12 protein-coding genes are annotated in these 17583 nt (G+C 54.7%); 8 read left to right on the forward strand and 4 right to left on the reverse strand.

Annotated elements, in window-relative coordinates:
* The first annotated feature begins 159 nt into the window (after positions 1 to 159).
* Complete coding sequence (locus K6R05_RS06585; RefSeq protein WP_222925234.1) at positions 160 to 1119, forward strand: aldo/keto reductase; 960 nt, start codon at positions 160 to 162, stop codon at positions 1117 to 1119.
* Positions 1120 to 1328: 209 nt separating this feature from the next.
* The gene (locus K6R05_RS06590; RefSeq protein ID WP_222925235.1) at positions 1329 to 2672 is read left to right on the forward strand and encodes a carbohydrate porin; all 1344 of its coding nucleotides are present in this window, start codon (positions 1329 to 1331) and stop codon (positions 2670 to 2672) included.
* 233 nt (positions 2673 to 2905) lie between these two features.
* Here K6R05_RS06590 and yegD read toward each other — a convergent pair whose 3' ends face one another.
* From yegD to K6R05_RS06605, 3 genes are all read right to left on the reverse strand, one after another.
* Positions 2906 to 4258, reverse strand: coding sequence for a molecular chaperone (gene yegD, locus K6R05_RS06595; protein ID WP_222925236.1), 1353 nt, complete (start codon positions 4256 to 4258; stop codon positions 2906 to 2908).
* A 75-nt stretch (positions 4259 to 4333) separates the two neighbouring features.
* Positions 4334 to 7669, reverse strand: a complete 3336-nt coding sequence (locus tag K6R05_RS06600; RefSeq protein ID WP_222925237.1) for a diguanylate cyclase — start codon at positions 7667 to 7669, stop codon at positions 4334 to 4336.
* Between the two features lie 163 nt (positions 7670 to 7832).
* Positions 7833 to 8447 (reverse strand): phosphatase PAP2 family protein, encoded by a 615-nt coding sequence (locus tag K6R05_RS06605; RefSeq protein WP_222925238.1) that lies wholly within the window; start codon positions 8445 to 8447, stop codon positions 7833 to 7835.
* Between the two features lie 284 nt (positions 8448 to 8731).
* On the opposite strand from K6R05_RS06605, the gene udk reads away from it, so the two are divergent.
* The 3 genes from udk (at position 8732) to asmA (ending at position 11872) form a co-directional block, all read left to right on the forward strand.
* Positions 8732 to 9373, forward strand: a complete 642-nt coding sequence (udk, locus tag K6R05_RS06610; protein WP_004571279.1) for a uridine kinase — start codon at positions 8732 to 8734, stop codon at positions 9371 to 9373.
* A gap of 81 nt (positions 9374 to 9454) precedes the next feature.
* Entirely contained in the window at positions 9455 to 10036 is a 582-nt protein-coding gene (dcd, locus tag K6R05_RS06615; RefSeq protein WP_004571280.1) for a dCTP deaminase, read from the forward strand.
* 12 nt (positions 10037 to 10048) lie between these two features.
* Positions 10049 to 11872: an outer membrane assembly protein AsmA gene (gene asmA / locus K6R05_RS06620; protein WP_222925239.1), complete on the forward strand. Its 1824-nt coding sequence runs from the start codon at positions 10049 to 10051 to the stop codon at positions 11870 to 11872.
* 30 nt (positions 11873 to 11902) lie between these two features.
* Here the strand turns inward: asmA and K6R05_RS06625 are convergent, their stop codons facing one another.
* Entirely contained in the window at positions 11903 to 13474 is a 1572-nt protein-coding gene (locus K6R05_RS06625) for a TerC family protein (protein ID WP_222925240.1), read from the reverse strand.
* 796 nt (positions 13475 to 14270) lie between these two features.
* On the opposite strand from K6R05_RS06625, the gene wbaP reads away from it, so the two are divergent.
* The 3 genes from wbaP (at position 14271) to K6R05_RS06640 (ending at position 17582) form a co-directional block, all read left to right on the forward strand.
* On the forward strand, positions 14271 to 15704 hold the full coding sequence (gene wbaP, locus K6R05_RS06630; protein WP_222925241.1) for an undecaprenyl-phosphate galactose phosphotransferase WbaP: 1434 nt from the start codon (positions 14271 to 14273) through the stop codon (positions 15702 to 15704).
* 294 nt (positions 15705 to 15998) lie between these two features.
* Positions 15999 to 17138 (forward strand): polysaccharide export protein, encoded by a 1140-nt coding sequence (locus tag K6R05_RS06635; protein ID WP_033733244.1) that lies wholly within the window; start codon positions 15999 to 16001, stop codon positions 17136 to 17138.
* Between the two features lie 9 nt (positions 17139 to 17147).
* On the forward strand, positions 17148 to 17582 hold the full coding sequence (locus K6R05_RS06640) for an arsenate reductase/protein-tyrosine-phosphatase family protein (RefSeq protein ID WP_013358465.1): 435 nt from the start codon (positions 17148 to 17150) through the stop codon (positions 17580 to 17582).
* Position 17583: the final 1 nt, after the last annotated feature.

The raw sequence follows: 17583 nt of genomic DNA on the forward strand, positions 1-17583 counted from the left end.
CGCCTCTGACGGGCAAAAGTTGAAGGAAATAAGGATATCTGTCAGGGCGGGGTAATTATGCCTGTTCCTTCATTAATCGCAGCACAATCGTCATAAAGGCGTGAAATGACTTTGCTATGCTGAAAAACAGACCGTTTGCAGGCAAATCAGGAGCAGATAATGAGTCAGAATCAAACCCGGCAGTTGGGTGACAGTGGTATTACGGTGCCGTTACTGACGTTTGGCGGCAATGTGTTTGGCTGGACGGTGGATCAATCCACCTCCTTTTCTCTGCTGGATGCGCTGGTGGATCGAGGGCTGTGGTTTATCGACACCGCGGATGTCTATTCCCGCTGGGCGCCGGGCAATAAAGGCGGTGAATCGGAAACCATTATTGGTGAGTGGCTGAAAAAAAGCGGCAAGCGCGATCGGGTCGTGCTGGCAACCAAAGTCGGTATGGAGCTGTCCCCGGAGAAAACCGGGCTGAAGCCGCAATATATCCGTCAGGCGGTCGAAGATTCACTGCGCCGGTTGCAGACCGACTACATCGACCTCTATCAGGCGCACCGTGACGATCAGGACACGCCACTGGCAGACACGCTGAGCACCTTTGACAGTCTGATCCGCGAGGGGAAAGTGCGGGCGATTGGTGCCTCGAATTACAGCGCGGCGCGGCTTGAGGAAGCATTAAAGATCAGTGAAACGGAGGGGCTGGCGCGTTACGAAACCCTGCAACCGGAATACAACCTTTATGACCGCCAGCCCTATGAGTCGGCGCTGGAGCCGGTGGTCAGGGCGCACGGTTTAGGTGTGATCAACTACTACTCACTCGCCAGCGGTTTTCTCAGTGGTAAATACCGTGATGCAGCGGATGCCAGTAAAAGCGCGCGGGGGCAGGGCGTGGTAGACAAATACCTCAACCCGCGCGGTTTGCGGATCCTGGACGCGCTGGATGCGATCAGCGATGCGCATCAGGTGACACCGGCGCAGGTGGCGCTGGCCTGGCAGATTGCCCGGCCCGGTATTACCGCACCGATTGTCAGTGCTACCTCACTTAAACAGCTCGACGATCTGACTGGCGCCATGCAGCTGACGCTGACCCCGGCACAGATTGATCAACTGGATCAGGCCAGCCAGTAAACACAAGGGGCGATAGCGCCCCTTTTTACGCTGTATCTGTCAAAAAATACGCACCTCGCTCAGAGAATAACCAATCAGAGATCCCGATCACAAATGCGTTAATAAACGGATGTTACGGGTAATTATGCGCACGTATTTACAAAAAACAGAGGTTATCCAGCACTATCCTCTGCGCGTCATTTTCCGTAACTTACATAAGAATAAGCAAGATGAAAAACAGAAAAGCAGAGCAGCGTTTCCCGCTGCGCCGTGTGGCAACCGGCACCCTGATCCTGGCCATGTTTTCCGCGCAGGCGTTGGCCGCTGATGCTTTCAGCCCGGACTCCGAATGGATGTTTGGTGACTGGGGCGGGTACCGAACGCAGCTGCAGGACGACGGCATTAAGTTTGACGTTAACTACACCATGGAAAGCGCCGCGAATTTAGGCGGCGGAGCCGATACCAATACCACCATGCGCTACAGCGACCAGTGGACGTTCGGCACCAATTTCGATCTGCAGAAGCTGCTGGACTGGCAGGATGCCGAGTTTCAGATGACCGTCACCAGTCGTAACGGGCAGAATCTTTCCGATCAGGTCGCGGATCAACGCACCGGTATGCTCTCCTCAGTCCAGGAAGTTTATGGTCGCGGTCAGACCTGGCGTCTGACGCAGTTCTGGTTGCGCAAAGGGCTGTTCAACGATGTGGTTGATATTAAAGCCGGACGGGTAACGGTAGGTGAAGATTTCGATAATTTCGATGGCAATTTGTTCCAGAATCTGGCGCTGGGCAGCGGGCAGGCGGGTAACTGGCGTGGCGATCGCTGGTTCAACTGGCCGGTGTCGCAGTGGGGCGGCCGGGTTAAGTTCAATATCACGCCGGATGTCTTCTTCCAGGTCGGTTTCTATAATCAGAACCGTGCTAACTACGATCGCGGCGATGGCTTCCGTCTGGATACCAGCAATTCAGAAGGCAATCTGGTGCCGGTCGAACTGGGCTGGAAACCGACCTTCGGGCCGGAGAAATTACCGGGTAACTACCGCATCGGTTATTACTATTCGTCAGTGGATGGCGATGTCTATGGCAGCTGGCGCAACGGTGGTTATCAGGATCAGGCGCATTCCTACGGCGGCTATCTGTTATTGCAGCAACAGCTGACCGCGCAGGATGGCGATGTGAATCGCGGTCTGGGCGTGCGGGTTCAGGCGGTGATGAACGATCACAAGACCTCGAAGACCGATAACTACCAGTCTATCGCCTTTACCTGGACTGGACCGTTCGATGCCCGTCCGCAGGATGAGATCGGTGTGGGCGCATCGCGTATTCACGTGAACAGCGACTATACCCGCTCATTGCGTCAACAAAATCAGGCCAATGGCGAGAGCCGCTTTGACAGCCCGACTTATCTGCCGATTCAGGAAGGTTCAGAGTACAACTATGAGGTTTACTACAACGCCAAAGTGACGAACTGGATGTCACTGCGACCTAACCTGCAGTATGTGGTGGCACCAGGCGGGGTGAGCGAAGTGAAGGATGCGTTTATCGGCGGTATCAGCGCCAATATTGCATTCTGATTTACAATAAAAACGGCACCTAAACAGACGACTCCCAGACTTAAAGCGATGGGTGTATACGCCAGTAGCAAAGCATAGCGGGCCTGGGATGGCCCGCGCTGAGCCCGCCAGGGATGGCGGGTTTTGCGTCTTTGCGAAAGGCGTATGCTCCCTGAGCCTGCTCTCAGTGATCCGCAAACAAAAACAGCACCTTCAGGTGCCGTTTTTTTATTGCAGCGCAGCGTAGAGCAGAATTAACGGAACATCACTTCCGCCCAGCGGGCCAGCCCTGCGGTGACGGAGGCGAAATCATCGCCTCCCGCAATCGGCGTGTCCGGCAGCGTCTTCTGCAGCGCTGCGCGCAGCAACGGTGAGCGCGCACTGCCGCCGGTCAGATAAATCACATCGGGCTTAATCTGGCTGGTGGCCAGCGCGAGCTGCACCTGCTCCAGAATTTTCTCCAGCGGCTGACTGATGGCATCCTGCAGCTGATCCACGCCAATCTCTGTCTCTAATGCCGCGGCAATAAAGTCGAGAGAGGCGGTCTGCGCCGGGCTGGATGACAGCGCAATCTTGCTCTCTTCCGCGGCGCGCACCAGGCGATAACTGAGCTTCTGCTGCCACACTTTCAGCAGACGAGCCACAACATCACCCTGTTCCGCATCACGTACTAAATCCCGCAGCCACTTGCCGCAGGCGGGGCTATAAAAGTCGCTTTGCGCCGGAACATCATTAATCGCGATGGCGTTCCACCACGGCAGGGCAGGCAACGCGGTGCCTTTCAGGGTGTTACCGCCCAGGCCCAGTAACGGCATCAGAGTCTTAAACGTCAGCATAATATCCAGATCGTTACCGCCCACGCGGCAACCGCTGTGGCCCAGCAGGCTTTCCCGCCGGTCCGCCTTATCACGCCATTCTGGTCCCATCAGCAACATCGAGCAGTCGGTCGTACCGCCGCCGATATCCACCACCAGAACCGTCTTCTCCTGCTTCAGCGTCGCTTCGAAATCGAGCCCGGCGGCGACCGGCTCAAACTGAAACTCCACGTCGCGGAAACCGGCGCGGTGGGCGGCGCGCAGCAGAATGCCTTCCGCCTGCTGGTTAGACTCTTTGCTGCCTAAGCCCTGGAAGTTGACCGGCCGCCCGATCACCGCCTGATCGATGGGCTGATCAAGCTGGCTTTCACCCTGCTGGCGGATGTGCAGCATCATGGCGCAGACCAGATCTTCAAACAGGGCGATCTGCTGCGGCTTCAGGCCACTGGCACCGAGGAACGATTTGGGTGATTTAACGAACCAGACATCTTCGGGGTCGACCATGTAATGCTGCAGCGCGGTGAGGCCGAACTGCACGCTGTTGGGCTGGACCTCGATATCCTCTTCGCGGTTATAACGCATCGCACGCTGCAGCAGCGCCGTGGTTTCGCTGTCTGGTGTCGCCACCTGATGATGACGATAGAGCCATTCGCTGATCGACTCGCGGGTCGGCGCACAGATCATTGACGGCAGTAGGCGCTGATCATTTTCCAGCGTTAACAGACGTGGCGTGCCATTTTCGCTGACTGCAATGGCGCAGTTAGCCGTGCCGTAATCGAATCCTATGAACATTTTCGCCCCCATGCCGGAAAAAAGGGGGCGACTTTAGCGCAGCTTCAGCAGGGTGGCAAGCAGGCAGCGCGGGAATTAACGGATAGCGAAGATGCGATCTTCAGCCAGAGAACGCAACGGCTGACGCTCGGCTACGGCACTGCCCCAGACGCCATCCACATCAAGGGTCGCCAGCGTGCTGAGTACGGCGGGTACTGAAATTGGCCCGGCCAGGACCGAGATATTGCGCTGTTTTGCCTGGCCCTGAATGATGGTCAGCAGCATCTCATCCATCAGATTATTATGAACGTTAGCAACCAGTTCAGGCGCCAGCACCAGATAATCAACTACTTCGTCGCTCAGCAGATTGAAGGCATCCAGATTACGGCCAAAATGCTGCAACACGACACGACAGCCACACTGCCGCAGTTGCATTAGTGCGGCATAGAGCTGATCGCCTTTGCTGAGCACACTGGCTGCAGGGAAAGCGAAACCACAGCGGCTGTCGGAGAGACCCTCGGCAACAAAGCGCTGACAGAGTTGCTGCACACAGGCGGCATCGCTCAGAACCTGTGCATTGAGTGGCAGGATCACCGGAATGCCTTTGTTATTCAGCCTCTGCACATCGTGACGGAAAAAAGCATCCAGAATAGTGTTATCCAGCTGCCGCCGCAGCGTATCGTCAGACAGGTTATTGCGCAGCAACGTTTCATCCACCAGCAGCCCGTCAGCCGTTAACAGCTGAACCTCAAGCAGCCAGATAAAGGCTGCCTGCGGTGTTTTGGGCGGCGCAACGGCCCAGGCAGGCAGTTCGATCTGCAGCGCATCAATCATTGCTGCATCCATGCCCTGATGATTACCTGGCAGCGGTAACCGATGCTGTTCATAGATGACCAGCCGTCCGCGCCCGCTGCGTTTGGCGTTGTAACAGGCGATATCCGCCTGCGAAAGCACGTCGCCGCTCTGGCAGTTATCCGCTGAAATCTGCGTAACGCCCGCGCTGGCACCCACATGATAAAGGCGGCCCAGCCACTGAAACCGGTAATGATTGACCGCGGCGACGATGCGCTGCACCACGTCATGCGCCTGAGCGACTTCGCAATCTGGCATCAGCAGCGCAAACTCGTCACCGCCCAGCCGGGCCAGGAAATCGCTGCTTCGCAGATGTTGCTGCATTAAATCAGAGAGCTCACGCAATAACGCATCGCCTGCGGCGTGTCCGGCGCTGTCATTGACCGCTTTAAACTTATCCAGGTCGATAAACACCAGCACATGCTGATGCTGATGTTCAGCGGCATCAAACAGCAGACGTTTAAGCTGAAGCTCGAAACTGGCACGATTCGGCAGGCGGGTCAGGGTGTCATGCAGCGCGCTATAGCTCAGCCGCTTCATCAGTTTGCGGGATTCGCTGACATCCTGAATAACCATGACGGCACCCTGTTCCAGGCCCGCTTCGGAGCGCAGCGGTGTGATGCTGTAGTGAATATCGATATGGCCGCCTTCGGGCGTATGCAGCACCAGATCTTCCGCGAGCCCAGGGGTGATTTTTTCCGCCGGCAGCTGGCATAACAGCAGATTTTCGACTTCCGGGCCGTTACGCCCCTGAGTGATATGCAGCAGTTCACTCAGCGGCTGACCGGCTGCCTGTTCCTGCGAGAGGCCACTCATCTTTTCTGCTACCGGGTTCATAAAGGCGACGCGCATCTCTTTATCGGTGCTGATCACCGCTTCGCCGATGGAATCCAGGGTGATCGCCATGCGCTCTTTCTCCTGAAACAGTGCTTCATTCAGGTTGCGGAGTGGCGTGATGTCCTGGCAGATACCCAGCATGCGCTCAATGCGCCCCTCTTTGCTCAGTTGCCGGTTAGCCTGGGTACGTACCCAGCGCTGTCCTTCAGCATTGACTACGCGATACTCCATGTGGAACGCGCTGCGCAGTTCAATTGCCTGCTGTACCGTCATCGCGGCATATTCCCGATCGGCGGTGTGCAGCAGATGGATCCAGAGGTCATAGCTGGGCGACTCATGCGGCGCAAGGCCAAACAGGGCGTACATGCGCTTATCCCACAACATCTCGCCGGTCAGCAGGTTCCACTCCCACACGCCGATGCCGCCCGCCTCGTTGGCCAGCGTAATACGCTCCATCAGCCGGCGGTTCACCTGCTCACTCTGCTTCAGCTCTGAGATATCGATAATCTGCGCAATAAAGTAGAGCGGGGCATGACTGCTGTCGCGCACCAGCGAGACCGTCAGCCGCGCCCAGACAATTTCGCCATCCTTACGGAAATAGCGCTTTTCGAAGGTATAAGTATCAATCTCGCCTTCCAGCAGCCGGCTCACATGCTGCAAATCGAGTGAGAGATCGTCGGGATGGGTAATCTGCTGAAAGGTCAGACGCTTCAGCTCTTCTGCCGGATAACCCAGAGTCTGACACAGAGATCGATTCACCTGCAGCCAGTTGCCCTCAGGTGCGACGAGCGCCATACCGATGGCGGAGTACTCCATAGCATGCCGGAAGCGGGTTTCGCTGTCAGTAATATGAAGTTTTTCACGCCGGGACGCATCCATCACCAGCGACATAATATGGCTGGGGATTAACACCAGCAGAAATGGCAGCCAGCTGGAGACCGGGCCAAGGGCGCTGTTGTTATTGACCACGTTGACCAAATCAAAAGCCAGCAGCATTGAGATAAAACTGGCGTTCAGGAAGAACAGGACAAACGCCTGCAGCTTGGGCAGGCGAACTGCACACCAGAACAGGATTACCACAATAAAGGTAAAGGGCCACGGCAGGAAACGCAGTGCCAGATAACTGGCCCCGAGGGTAAGCAGCAGCGTCAGCAGCGATTCGGCCAGGCGCAGATCGCTGAACTGCGCGCGCCGCAGCGGCCAGGGCAGCAGAAGCAGCATCGGGCCTAACACCAGCATGCCGATGATCTCGGAGATTACCCAGGTATAGAAGAAGGGAAACGAGGCATGACCGCTGACCTGTAGCGTCCAGATCGCGAGCAGGCCGCCAAGTACCGGCGTCACGATGCCGACTGACAACACCATCCTGGCCCAGTCGTTGAGCGAATTCAGCGGCGCGCGCCGATTTAGCAGGGCGCGCAGCAGCATGCCACCTATGCCGGCCTGAATAAGATTAAGCAGCGCGAATTTAATATTAGAGAGAGCAGGTCCGATGATGATGGCATTAGCCCCCGCGGTGCCCAGCACACAAGCGGTCAACAGCAGCGGCAACTGTCGTGACGGGCAGCGGAAAACCACGACGGTCATTAAGGTGGTCGGGAACCAGAGCGGGGAAATCTTCCCACTGACAACAATCAGTTCAAGACAGAACAGGGTCAGGACAAACACCACGCAGCCAAGCACCAGGGCCGAGAGCCAGCGGTTTGGCATGTTATTTTGCGGGGACAGGATCTCTATCGTCATGCGGACTTCCGGCAGGGTGCAGGGCTCCGCAACGGCGAATCAGGCACCAGTCATTCTCTGACTGCATGCTAGCACATTCGGCAAAGAAAAAAGGGGTGAAATCAATATTGCCCGTTATTCGGCGAATTGACGGGCACGGTATAATTGATTGCCAGCGTGTTGATTACTGGCGGAAAAGATCGGCGCGGGTATAGGGTTTTTCCAGGCCCGCGAGGCTGGCAGAGAAGCGCTCCAGAAACTGCTGCGTCGTCGCGACGCGACCGTGACCCATCAATACAAACGGCACTAACAGCGCGGCACCCACCTGCGGCCAGCTGAAGCCTTTTAATGAGGTACGGCGCTGCGAAATCAGAAACGCGGTGCTCAGCGTAAAGCCCAGCAGCAGACCGGTAGCGACCTCACTTTTAGAGTGGGCGTGGATCACCAGGCGGGAGAAACCGACCATCAGGGGGATCAGGTAACCGACGCCTATCGCCGTAATGCGCCACAGGGCTTTCCAGCGCCCGGAAATCAGCCATAACATGACCGGCCACAGCGTGGCGGACATGGCGCTGTGACCGCTGAAACCAGTGAAATTAAAGCGGGCGCTGCCAATGCCAAATCCCAGAAACAGGATTTTCGAGAGGCTGACAGTCAGCCCAGCCAGGCCAAAGGCCACAATCCAGTAAAAGACCGTAAGACGATTGTCACTCTTCCACGGCAAAATCAGCGCAATAATCACCGCTGTCGGAATCAACAGCATGCTGTCGCCAAAATAGGTCAAAGTCTTCCAGTGCATACCACTCCTGATGCATCATTCGGTCGGAACGTTTGCGACACGCGTCGTCAGAACAGCGTGCCGCACAGGCCATTTTATTTATAGTATGGTGTGACGTTAGTTTATCGGTGAAATGAGTGGCGTCCAAAGGAGAAAGTCTGAAAAGTCGCCGACGCCATTTTTGTGGCATCAAAAGGCCGAAATCCCTATACTTAGCGCGAACACACCCTCTCCATTTCGGCCCGTCCACTGCCCGCGTAATGTGTGACCAGTGGCAGGCTCCAGTTATCAGGTCTCAAAAAAGTATGACTGACAAGTCTCATCAGTGCGTGATTGTAGGCATTGCCGGCGCTTCCGCATCCGGTAAAAGTTTAATTGCCAGCACGCTCTATCGTGAAATCCGTGATCAGGTAGGTGACGAGCACATCGGGGTTATCCCGGAAGATGCTTATTACAAAGATCAAAGTCACCTCACCATGGAAGAGAGGGTTAAAACCAATTATGACCATCCGAGTGCGATGGATCATGATTTGCTGTTGCAGCATCTGCAGGCGGTGAAAGCCGGTCAGGATATTGAGCTGCCGGTTTACAGCTATGTTGAACACACCCGCACCCAGCAAACGCAACACCTGAAGGCCAAAAAGGTCATTATCCTTGAAGGTATTCTGCTGTTAACCGATGCCCGTCTGCGCCAGGAACTCAACTTCTCTATCTTCGTGGACACACCGCTCGACATCTGTCTGATGCGCCGCATGAAACGTGACGTCAATGAGCGTGGCCGTTCAATGGATTCGGTAATGAGTCAGTATCAGAAGACCGTGCGTCCGATGTTCCTGCAGTTTATCGAGCCATCAAAACAGTACGCCGATATTATTGTGCCGCGCGGCGGAAAAAACCGTATCGCCATCGATATCCTCAAGGCGAAAATCAACCAGTTTTTTGAATAACGCACGTCCGTCCGGACGTGGTGCAGACCGGCGGCAGCCACGCATGCCGGTTTGCTACACTTATGTCATGGAGTTACCGCAATGAGATTATGCGATCGCGATATCGAAGCCTGGCTGGACAATGGAAAACTGGCCATTGAGCCGCGCCCGCCGGTCGAGCGCATTAATGGTGCCACGGTCGATGTGCGTCTGGGTAACCAGTTCCGTACCTTCAGCGGTCATACCGCGGCCTTTATCGATCTGAGCGGCCCGAAACAGGAAGTGAGCGCGGCACTGGACCGGGTAATGAGCGATGAGATCGTGCTGCCTGATGGCGAAGCCTTTTTCCTTCATCCGGGTGAACTGGCGCTGGCGGTGACGCTGGAGTCCGTGACGCTGCCCGACGATCTGGTCGGCTGGCTGGATGGCCGCTCTTCGCTGGCGCGTCTTGGACTGATGGTTCATGTGACGGCTCACCGCATTGATCCAGGCTGGCAGGGCCGTATCGTGCTGGAGTTCTACAATTCAGGTAAACTGCCGCTGGCGCTGCGTCCCGGTATGTTAATTGGCGCGCTAAGTTTTGAACCGCTTTCAGGCCCGGCTGCGCGTCCCTACAACCGACGTGAAGATGCGAAATATCGCGGTCAGCAGGGCGCTGATGCCAGCCGTATCGATAAAGACTGATTTGAGGATGTAATGAAAAGAGTGATAACCACGCTGGCCATCCTGTTAGTGGTGGTCGTAACGGGAATGAGCGCGCTGGTGCTGCTGGTCAATCCCAACGACTTTCGTGCCTATATGGTGCAACAGGTCGAACAACGCAGTGGTTATCGCCTTGAAGTCAGCAGCGATCTGCGCTGGCACGTCTGGCCTCAGCTCAGTATCCTGGCAGGCCGGATGAGTCTCACCGCGCCGGGTGCCAGCCAGCCGCTGGTTTCGGCAGAAAACATGCGGCTTGATGTCGATCTCTGGCCACTCTTATCCCATCAGCTCAGCGTCAGTCAGGTACTGCTGAAAAATGCGATCGTGCGGGTCACGCCAGAGAGCAGTGCGCAGCGTGCTAAAAATGCGCCGCAGGGGCCGCGCGATGCGGAGCCAGCCGCGGCGTCCAGCGGCTGGTCATTTGATATTGCTAAGCTGCAGGTAGCCGACAGTCTGCTTATCTGGCAGCAGCCGGGCGGCGACGAATATAATTTTCGCGACCTCAATATTAATATGGAACAGGACGCGAATAAGCTGGCGACCCTGTCGCTGAGCACCAGTCTGATGCGCAATCAGCGCAACGCGACCCTGAATCTCAAAGGTCAGCTTGATGCCGCACAATATCCCCATCGTCTCAGCGGCCAGTTGCAGCAGCTTGATTACACCCTCTCCGGTGCCGATATTCCGGTTCAGGGAATCAAAGGCTCTCTGAGCCTGCAGGGCGAATGGAATGGTGACCGCCAGCAGTTCTCCTTCAGCAATCTGCAGCTCACCGCCAACGACAGTACACTGACCGGGCAGGGCAACGGACAGATTACTCCGCCACAGCAGCTGGCGCTGGATCTGAAAGCCAGCACGCTGAATCTTGATAATTTGCTCACCAGCACGCCGGTCTCTGAAACATCTGGCGTGCAGCATGCCACTGTGGCTCGTTCCCCGGTGATTGCTGCCCCACGGGAGCGCAGCAATGCCGACTCTCCGCTGAATGACCTGAACCTGGCGCTGAAATTACAGGCGGATAGTGTGATATGGCGCGGCCTCTCCCTGACCGGACTGGCGGTAAACGCCAGCAACCAGCAGGGACTGATGACACTGAACACGCTTAGCGGCAAACTGGGCAATGGCAGTTTCTCGGTTCCCGGCAGCATCGATATTCGTCAGCCGGAAACGCAGGCCAGCCTGAAACCGCAACTCCGGTTGATTGCCATTCAGCCACTGCTTAAAGCGTTTGACCTGCCGGAAAGCCTGCAGGGAAATCTGAGCCTTGATGGCGAGCTGTGGGGCAATACGCTGACGGTTGAGGCGGCAAAACGACGCTGGCAGGGCAGGGCGACCATCAGCGCCAGTAACCTGAAGCTGGCACAGCTTAATCTGCAGCAGATGGTGCAGCGTGCCGTGGCACGGGTCAGTGATAAAGTCAGCAGTCAGGAAGCCGCCGATGAAGGCATTGAGTCGATCAGTGGTCAGGTCGCGCTGAATAAAGGCGTTCTCAGCTTCAGCGATATCAATGGCAATGGTCAGAATCTGGGCCTGCAGGGCGCGGGTAAAGTCGACATGGTGCAGCAACAGTTGGACCTCACCCTGGGGCTGAAAATCAGCGGCTGGCATGGCGACGAGGCGCTGGTGAAGACGCTCTCCAGTCAGCCGGTTCCGCTGCGTATGTATGGTGACTGGAACAGCCTGCAATATTCTCTGCCGGTGGATGCCGTGCTGCGTGACCGTCTTCAGAGTGAAGCGAAGTCACGACTGAATCAGTGGATCGATCGTCAGAAAGAGGGCGAGAACAAAGAGAACCTGAAGAAAATCATGCGCCCATAGCGGGCGCATGCTGTCAAACCGGGTGAATGCTTACACCTCGTAATCGCTATCGGGCTGCAGCAGAATGTCGACTTTCTGAACCCGATGATTTTCCACCTGCAGGGTTCGCAGCAGATAATCCCCCAGCTGCAACACTTCCCCTTCCTGAGGGATATGTTGCAGCTTATCCATCAGTAATCCTGCCAGCGTATGATAATCACGCTGCTCGTCCAGCGGCAATTTCACATAGAGCGCCAGGTCTTCCAGCGGCATGTGGCCGTTGGCAATCCAGTGTCCCTCTCCCTGAATCTGAATATCGTAGCGGGCATCAATCTCTCCCGCCTCATTCGGCAGATTGCCCGCGATGGTTTCCATCACATCACTCAGGGTCACCACGCCCTCCACTGAACCAAACTCATCCACCACAAAAGCAAAGTGAGTATGGGCCTGCCGGAACTGTTCCAGCGCCTGCAGCAGCGTCAGACGTTCAGGAAAGACCAGCGGCTGCCGAATCAGGGCGCGCAGATCGAGTGAATTATGGTGCAGCGACTGGTGCAGCAAATCGATGACATGCACCACGCCCAGCGGTTCGCTGGAATTGTCCGTTATCAGAATGCGTGTGTGCTGGTTGCGGTCGAGGCGTGACATGATCTCTGTCGGGTCATCACTGAGATCGATATGTTCGACATCATGGCGTGAGGTCATGATGCTGTTAACGTGGCGCTGACCCATGCCCAGCACCCGGGCAATCATCACCCGCTCCTGGCGGTTGAACAGCATGCTGGCGTCGCTGTCAGCAATCAGCGACGAGGTTTTTGCATCCAGTTCCGCCGGTTCCGCTGCACCGCGCAGCATCCGTAACACCGCTTCCGCCGTGCGCTGGCGCAACGGGCGACCCGCCGACAGCACACGCCGACGGTTAAAGTGGGCCAGCTGGTTGAGTGCCTCAATGATTACCGAGAAGCCGATAGCCGCGTAGAGATAGCCTTTGGGAATGACAAAGCCAAAGCCCTCCGCCACCAGGCTGAAGCCAATCATCAGCAGGAAGCTTAAGCAGAGGATGACAATCGTAGGATGGTTATTCACAAAGCGGGTCAGCGGCTTGCTGGCGAGCAGCATCAGCAGAATGGCGATGGTGACCGCAATCATCATGACCGGTAATTCATTCACCATGCCGACGGCGGTAATTACCGCATCCAGCGAAAAGATGGCATCCAGCACCACAATTTGCGCCACCACCGGCCAGAATTTAGCGCCGCCTTTTTGTTGACCAGCATCGTCATCATGGCCTTCAAGGCGCGCGTTCAGCTCTGTTGTGGCTTTAAATAACAGGAAAATCCCGCCGGACAACAGCAGTAAGTCGCGCGCACTAAAGGGGTGACCGGCCAGCGTAACCCAGGGTTCTTTCAGCGTAACCAGCCAGGAAAGCGAAGCCAGCAGCAATAAGCGGCACACTAATGCCAGCAGCAGTCCGATTACGCGCGCGCGGTCGCGAAGGGGGCCGGGAAGCTTCTCAACCAGGATGGCAATGAAGATCAGATTGTCGATGCCTAAAACCAGTTCCAGAACGATTAGCGTTACTAATCCCGCCCAAAGCGAGGGATCTGCAATTACCTCCAGCATGTGTTGTTCACCTGAATGTCTTAAATTGGGTTTTCTCTGATGATAGTGGAGTGCGAAGCCGCGTACAAATGGCAGGGCAGGGAGGGATAACCAGCACAGCGCGATATATCGTGCAAAATATGAACATAACAGTGTGACGCTTTGATTAAATTCACAGGGTGTAGAGAAGACTATTCTGAGTCATTTTGTCACGGGAAAGTGATATTCACCTGCCGGGCTTATGAGATTTATCTCACCGGGAGTATGGCATTAATCCGAATTGTACAGAAAGGATTGCACTGCCTGTCAGGCATCAATACTAATTGCTGGTAGTCTTTTTCCTAAAATAGTCCAGGGATGGCGGGACCTGCTTGTAAACAAGCCAGTAATAACTAGTATAGCAACAAGTTAGCAAACCCTGTCCCAGAGTCGTAATTTGCGTGCCTATTCGACATTAATCGAAATGTGACGAATGAGTTATTCGCTAAAAAACGTCTGTATGATGCGCTGCGGTAACGTAAACGCATTACGGGGAGCAATATGAATGATGACAGCGATATTGGCAGCGACAGCCAAGGGCGGTAGCGTGCCTGAATCGCGTTTTTCGTTGATAAAATGAGCAGTGCTGGCGGTGCGTAAAGTCAGAGTAATCTGTTGGTATTCATCACAATATTATTGGTGTCATGGTTAAGATCACTGGCGTAAACGCCGCAGGAGCTCCCCTTAGAAACGGCTCAGTCTGGAAAGGTTTCATCGCTTAACGATTAAACAGGCGATAGCCGTTGCGGGTTTAAGGAAATAAAATAAAGAGTTAAATATGCGCGATACTGAATTTACGTTTAAAAGTCTTATTACCAAATTAATGCTGGCATGTTCAGATTTAATTTGTTTCAACGCAGCGTTATTTGTGGCGATGATGCTAATTAATGCTCAGTCAGGTTCGCCGCTGGCAGATATTTCTGAAAAAGAAATGAATTTAAAAATTGCCACACACATTTGCCTGTCGGTAATTTGTATTGGCTGGTTCTGGGTAAGGCTGCGTCACTACACTTACCGCAAACCTTTCTGGTTCGAATTAAAAGAAGTTTTTCGTACCATTCTTATATTTTCTGTTATCGACCTGTCGATTACCGCGCTGTCACAGTGGCAGATGTCGCGTTTCGTCTGGTTACTGACCTGGATTCTGGCGCTGATTTTAATTCCGACCTGTCGCGCGCTGGCTAAGCGTCTGCTGAATAAAAATGGCTTGTGGAAAAAACAGACCATTATTATCGGCAGCAGCAAAAATGCGCACGAAGCCTGGCAGGCGCTGCAAAGTGAAGAGGTCATGGGATTTGACGTCATCGCCTTCTATGACGTTGACGGAACCTGTCCTCAGGAGATCATGAACGGCGTACCGGTTCTGCGCGACGAGCAAGAGCTGTGGAGCCTGACTAACAGCGAAACCCAGTTTATCGTGGCAGTAGAATATGAGCAGAGTCAGTATCGCGATGTGTGGCTGAAATCGCTGGCGATGCACAACTGTCGTTCAGTTTCTGTCATCCCGACGCTACGCGGTGTACCGCTTTACGGTACTGATATGGCCTATATCTTCAGCCACGAAGTGATGATCCTGCGGGTTCAGAATAACCTGGCAAAACGCACTTCGCGTTTCCTGAAGCGAGCCTTTGATATCGTCGGTGCACTGTCGATTATTCTGATGCTGATGCCGGCACTGCTGGTCCTGGGCTTCCTGGTTGGCCGTGATGGCGGACCACCGATTTATGGTCACGAACGTGTCGGCATGAATGGCCGTAAATTCAAATGTCTGAAATTCCGTTCAATGGTGATTAATTCAAAAGAAGTGCTGGAAGAAGTGCTTCGTACTGATCCGATTGCGCGTGCGGAATGGGATAAAGATTTCAAACTCAAAAATGATCCACGTATTACTAAAGTGGGCCACTTCATCCGTAAAACAAGCCTCGATGAGTTGCCTCAGCTCTGGAACGTGGTGCGCGGTGATATGAGTCTGGTCGGGCCTCGTCCGGTCATTGAAGATGAACTCTGTCGTTATGCTGGTGATGTTGATTATTACCTGATGGCTAAACCAGGCATGACGGGATTGTGGCAGGTCAGCGGTCGTAATGATGTTGACTATGAAACCCGCGTCTATTTCGACTCGTGGTACGTGAAAAACTGGTCACTGTGGAATGACATCGCCATTCTGTTTAAAACAGTGGGCGTGGTGTTGAAACGCGACGGTGCCTATTAATCGTGAGTCGGAATGAGCGTGCTCACGCGCGCTCCGAGGTGTTATGCCGTTGTCAGGCGTGTCGTTAATAGCGGCCATCATCAGGGATATCGCAGTGCATCTATAGTCCGCTATGATGCAAGGCGTTTCGGGTACACCCTGGTTGATGGCCACTACTTATAACAAGTGGAGCAAGGATAATGAACGACAGGTTCAGAGCTTAAGGCTTAAGTCAGCCAGGATTTACTTTTTGTTGGACGCTTACACAGCGGCGGTTTCGCCTCTATCAATAAATAACTGATAGCGAAGATCTAAATGATTACAATCAAAATGAAATTGATACCCTTGCTGGTATCCGCCACATTCCTTGTCGGGTGTACTGTCGAACCCGGTTCTCGTCTTTCTACATCAGGAAAAGATGTTATTGAGCAACAGGATAGCAACTTTGACATCGATAAATATGTCAACGTCTTCCCGTTAACGCCTTCACTGGTTGAGAAAATGCGTCCTAAGCCTCTGGTGGCTCAGGCGAACCCTTCACTGCAGAACGAAATTCAGAACTATGAATACCGTATCGGTGTGGGCGATGTCCTGACCGTGACGGTCTGGGATCACCCGGAACTGACGACACCTGCGGGCCAGTACCGTAGCGCCAGCGACACCGGCAACTGGGTACATTCTGACGGCACTATCTTCTATCCCTACATTGGCCGTGTGCGTGTAGCGGGCCGTACTGTTGGCGAAGTGCGTAACGAAGTAGCACGCCGCCTGGCACAGTACATTGAAAGCCCACAGGTTGATGTGAGCATCGCCTCGTTCAAATCACAGAAAACCTATGTCACCGGTTCGGTCACGACTTCAGGTCAGCAGCCGATCACTAACGTGCCATTGACGATTCTGGACGCGATTAACGCTGCTGGCGGCCTGGCCCCTGATGCTGACTGGCGTAACGTCGTGCTGACGCACAACGGTCGTGAACAGCGCGTCTCTCTGCAGGCACTGATGCAGAATGGCGACCTGAGCCAGAACCACCTCCTCTATCCGGGCGATATCCTTTACGTTCCGCGTAACGATGATCTGAAAATCTTCGTGATGGGTGAAGTGAAGCAGCAGGCGACCCTGAAAATGGACCGTAGCGGCATGACGCTGGCGGAAGCACTGGGCAACGCGGCCGGGATGGATCAAACCACCTCTGACGCCACCGGCGTCTTCGTTATCCGTCCACTGCGCGGCACCGATCGCAATAAGATTGCCAACATCTATCAGTTGAACACCAAAGATGCGGCATCCATGGTGATGGGAACCGAATTCCAGCTTCAGCCATATGACATCGTGTATGTCACCTCAACGCCGCTGACGCGCTGGAACCGTGTGATCTCGCAATTACTGCCAACCATTGCGGGTATCAACGATGTGAGCGAGAGCGCACTGCGTATCCGCAACTGGTCGAACTAAGGTCTGACCATGATTACGTCCGTGTTAGTCGTTTGCGTTGGCAACATCTGCCGCTCTCCGACCGGAGAGCGCCTGTTTAAACGTGCGCTGCCCGATTTAGATGTTCGCTCTGCCGGCCTGGGGGCGCTTGTCGGCCACCCGGCCGACAAAATGGCATCCTCTGTTGCCGAAGCGCAGGGTCTGTCGCTGGAAGGCCATCAGGCACAACAGTTAACAGCCGAAATGTGCCGCAACACTGACCTGATTCTGGTCATGGAGAAGCGACATATTGAACAGGTGAATCGCATCGACCCCGCCGCACGTGGCAAAACCATGTTGCTTGGGCACTGGCTCAATCAGAAAGAAATTGCGGATCCGTACCGAAAAAGCCGTGAGGCCTTTGAAGAGATTTACGGATTACTGGAAAACGCTACCCAGAAATGGGTCAACGTATTAAGCCGATAGT

This window comes from Pantoea alfalfae (assembly GCF_019880205.1).
GTDB lineage: Bacteria > Pseudomonadota > Gammaproteobacteria > Enterobacterales > Enterobacteriaceae > Pantoea > Pantoea alfalfae.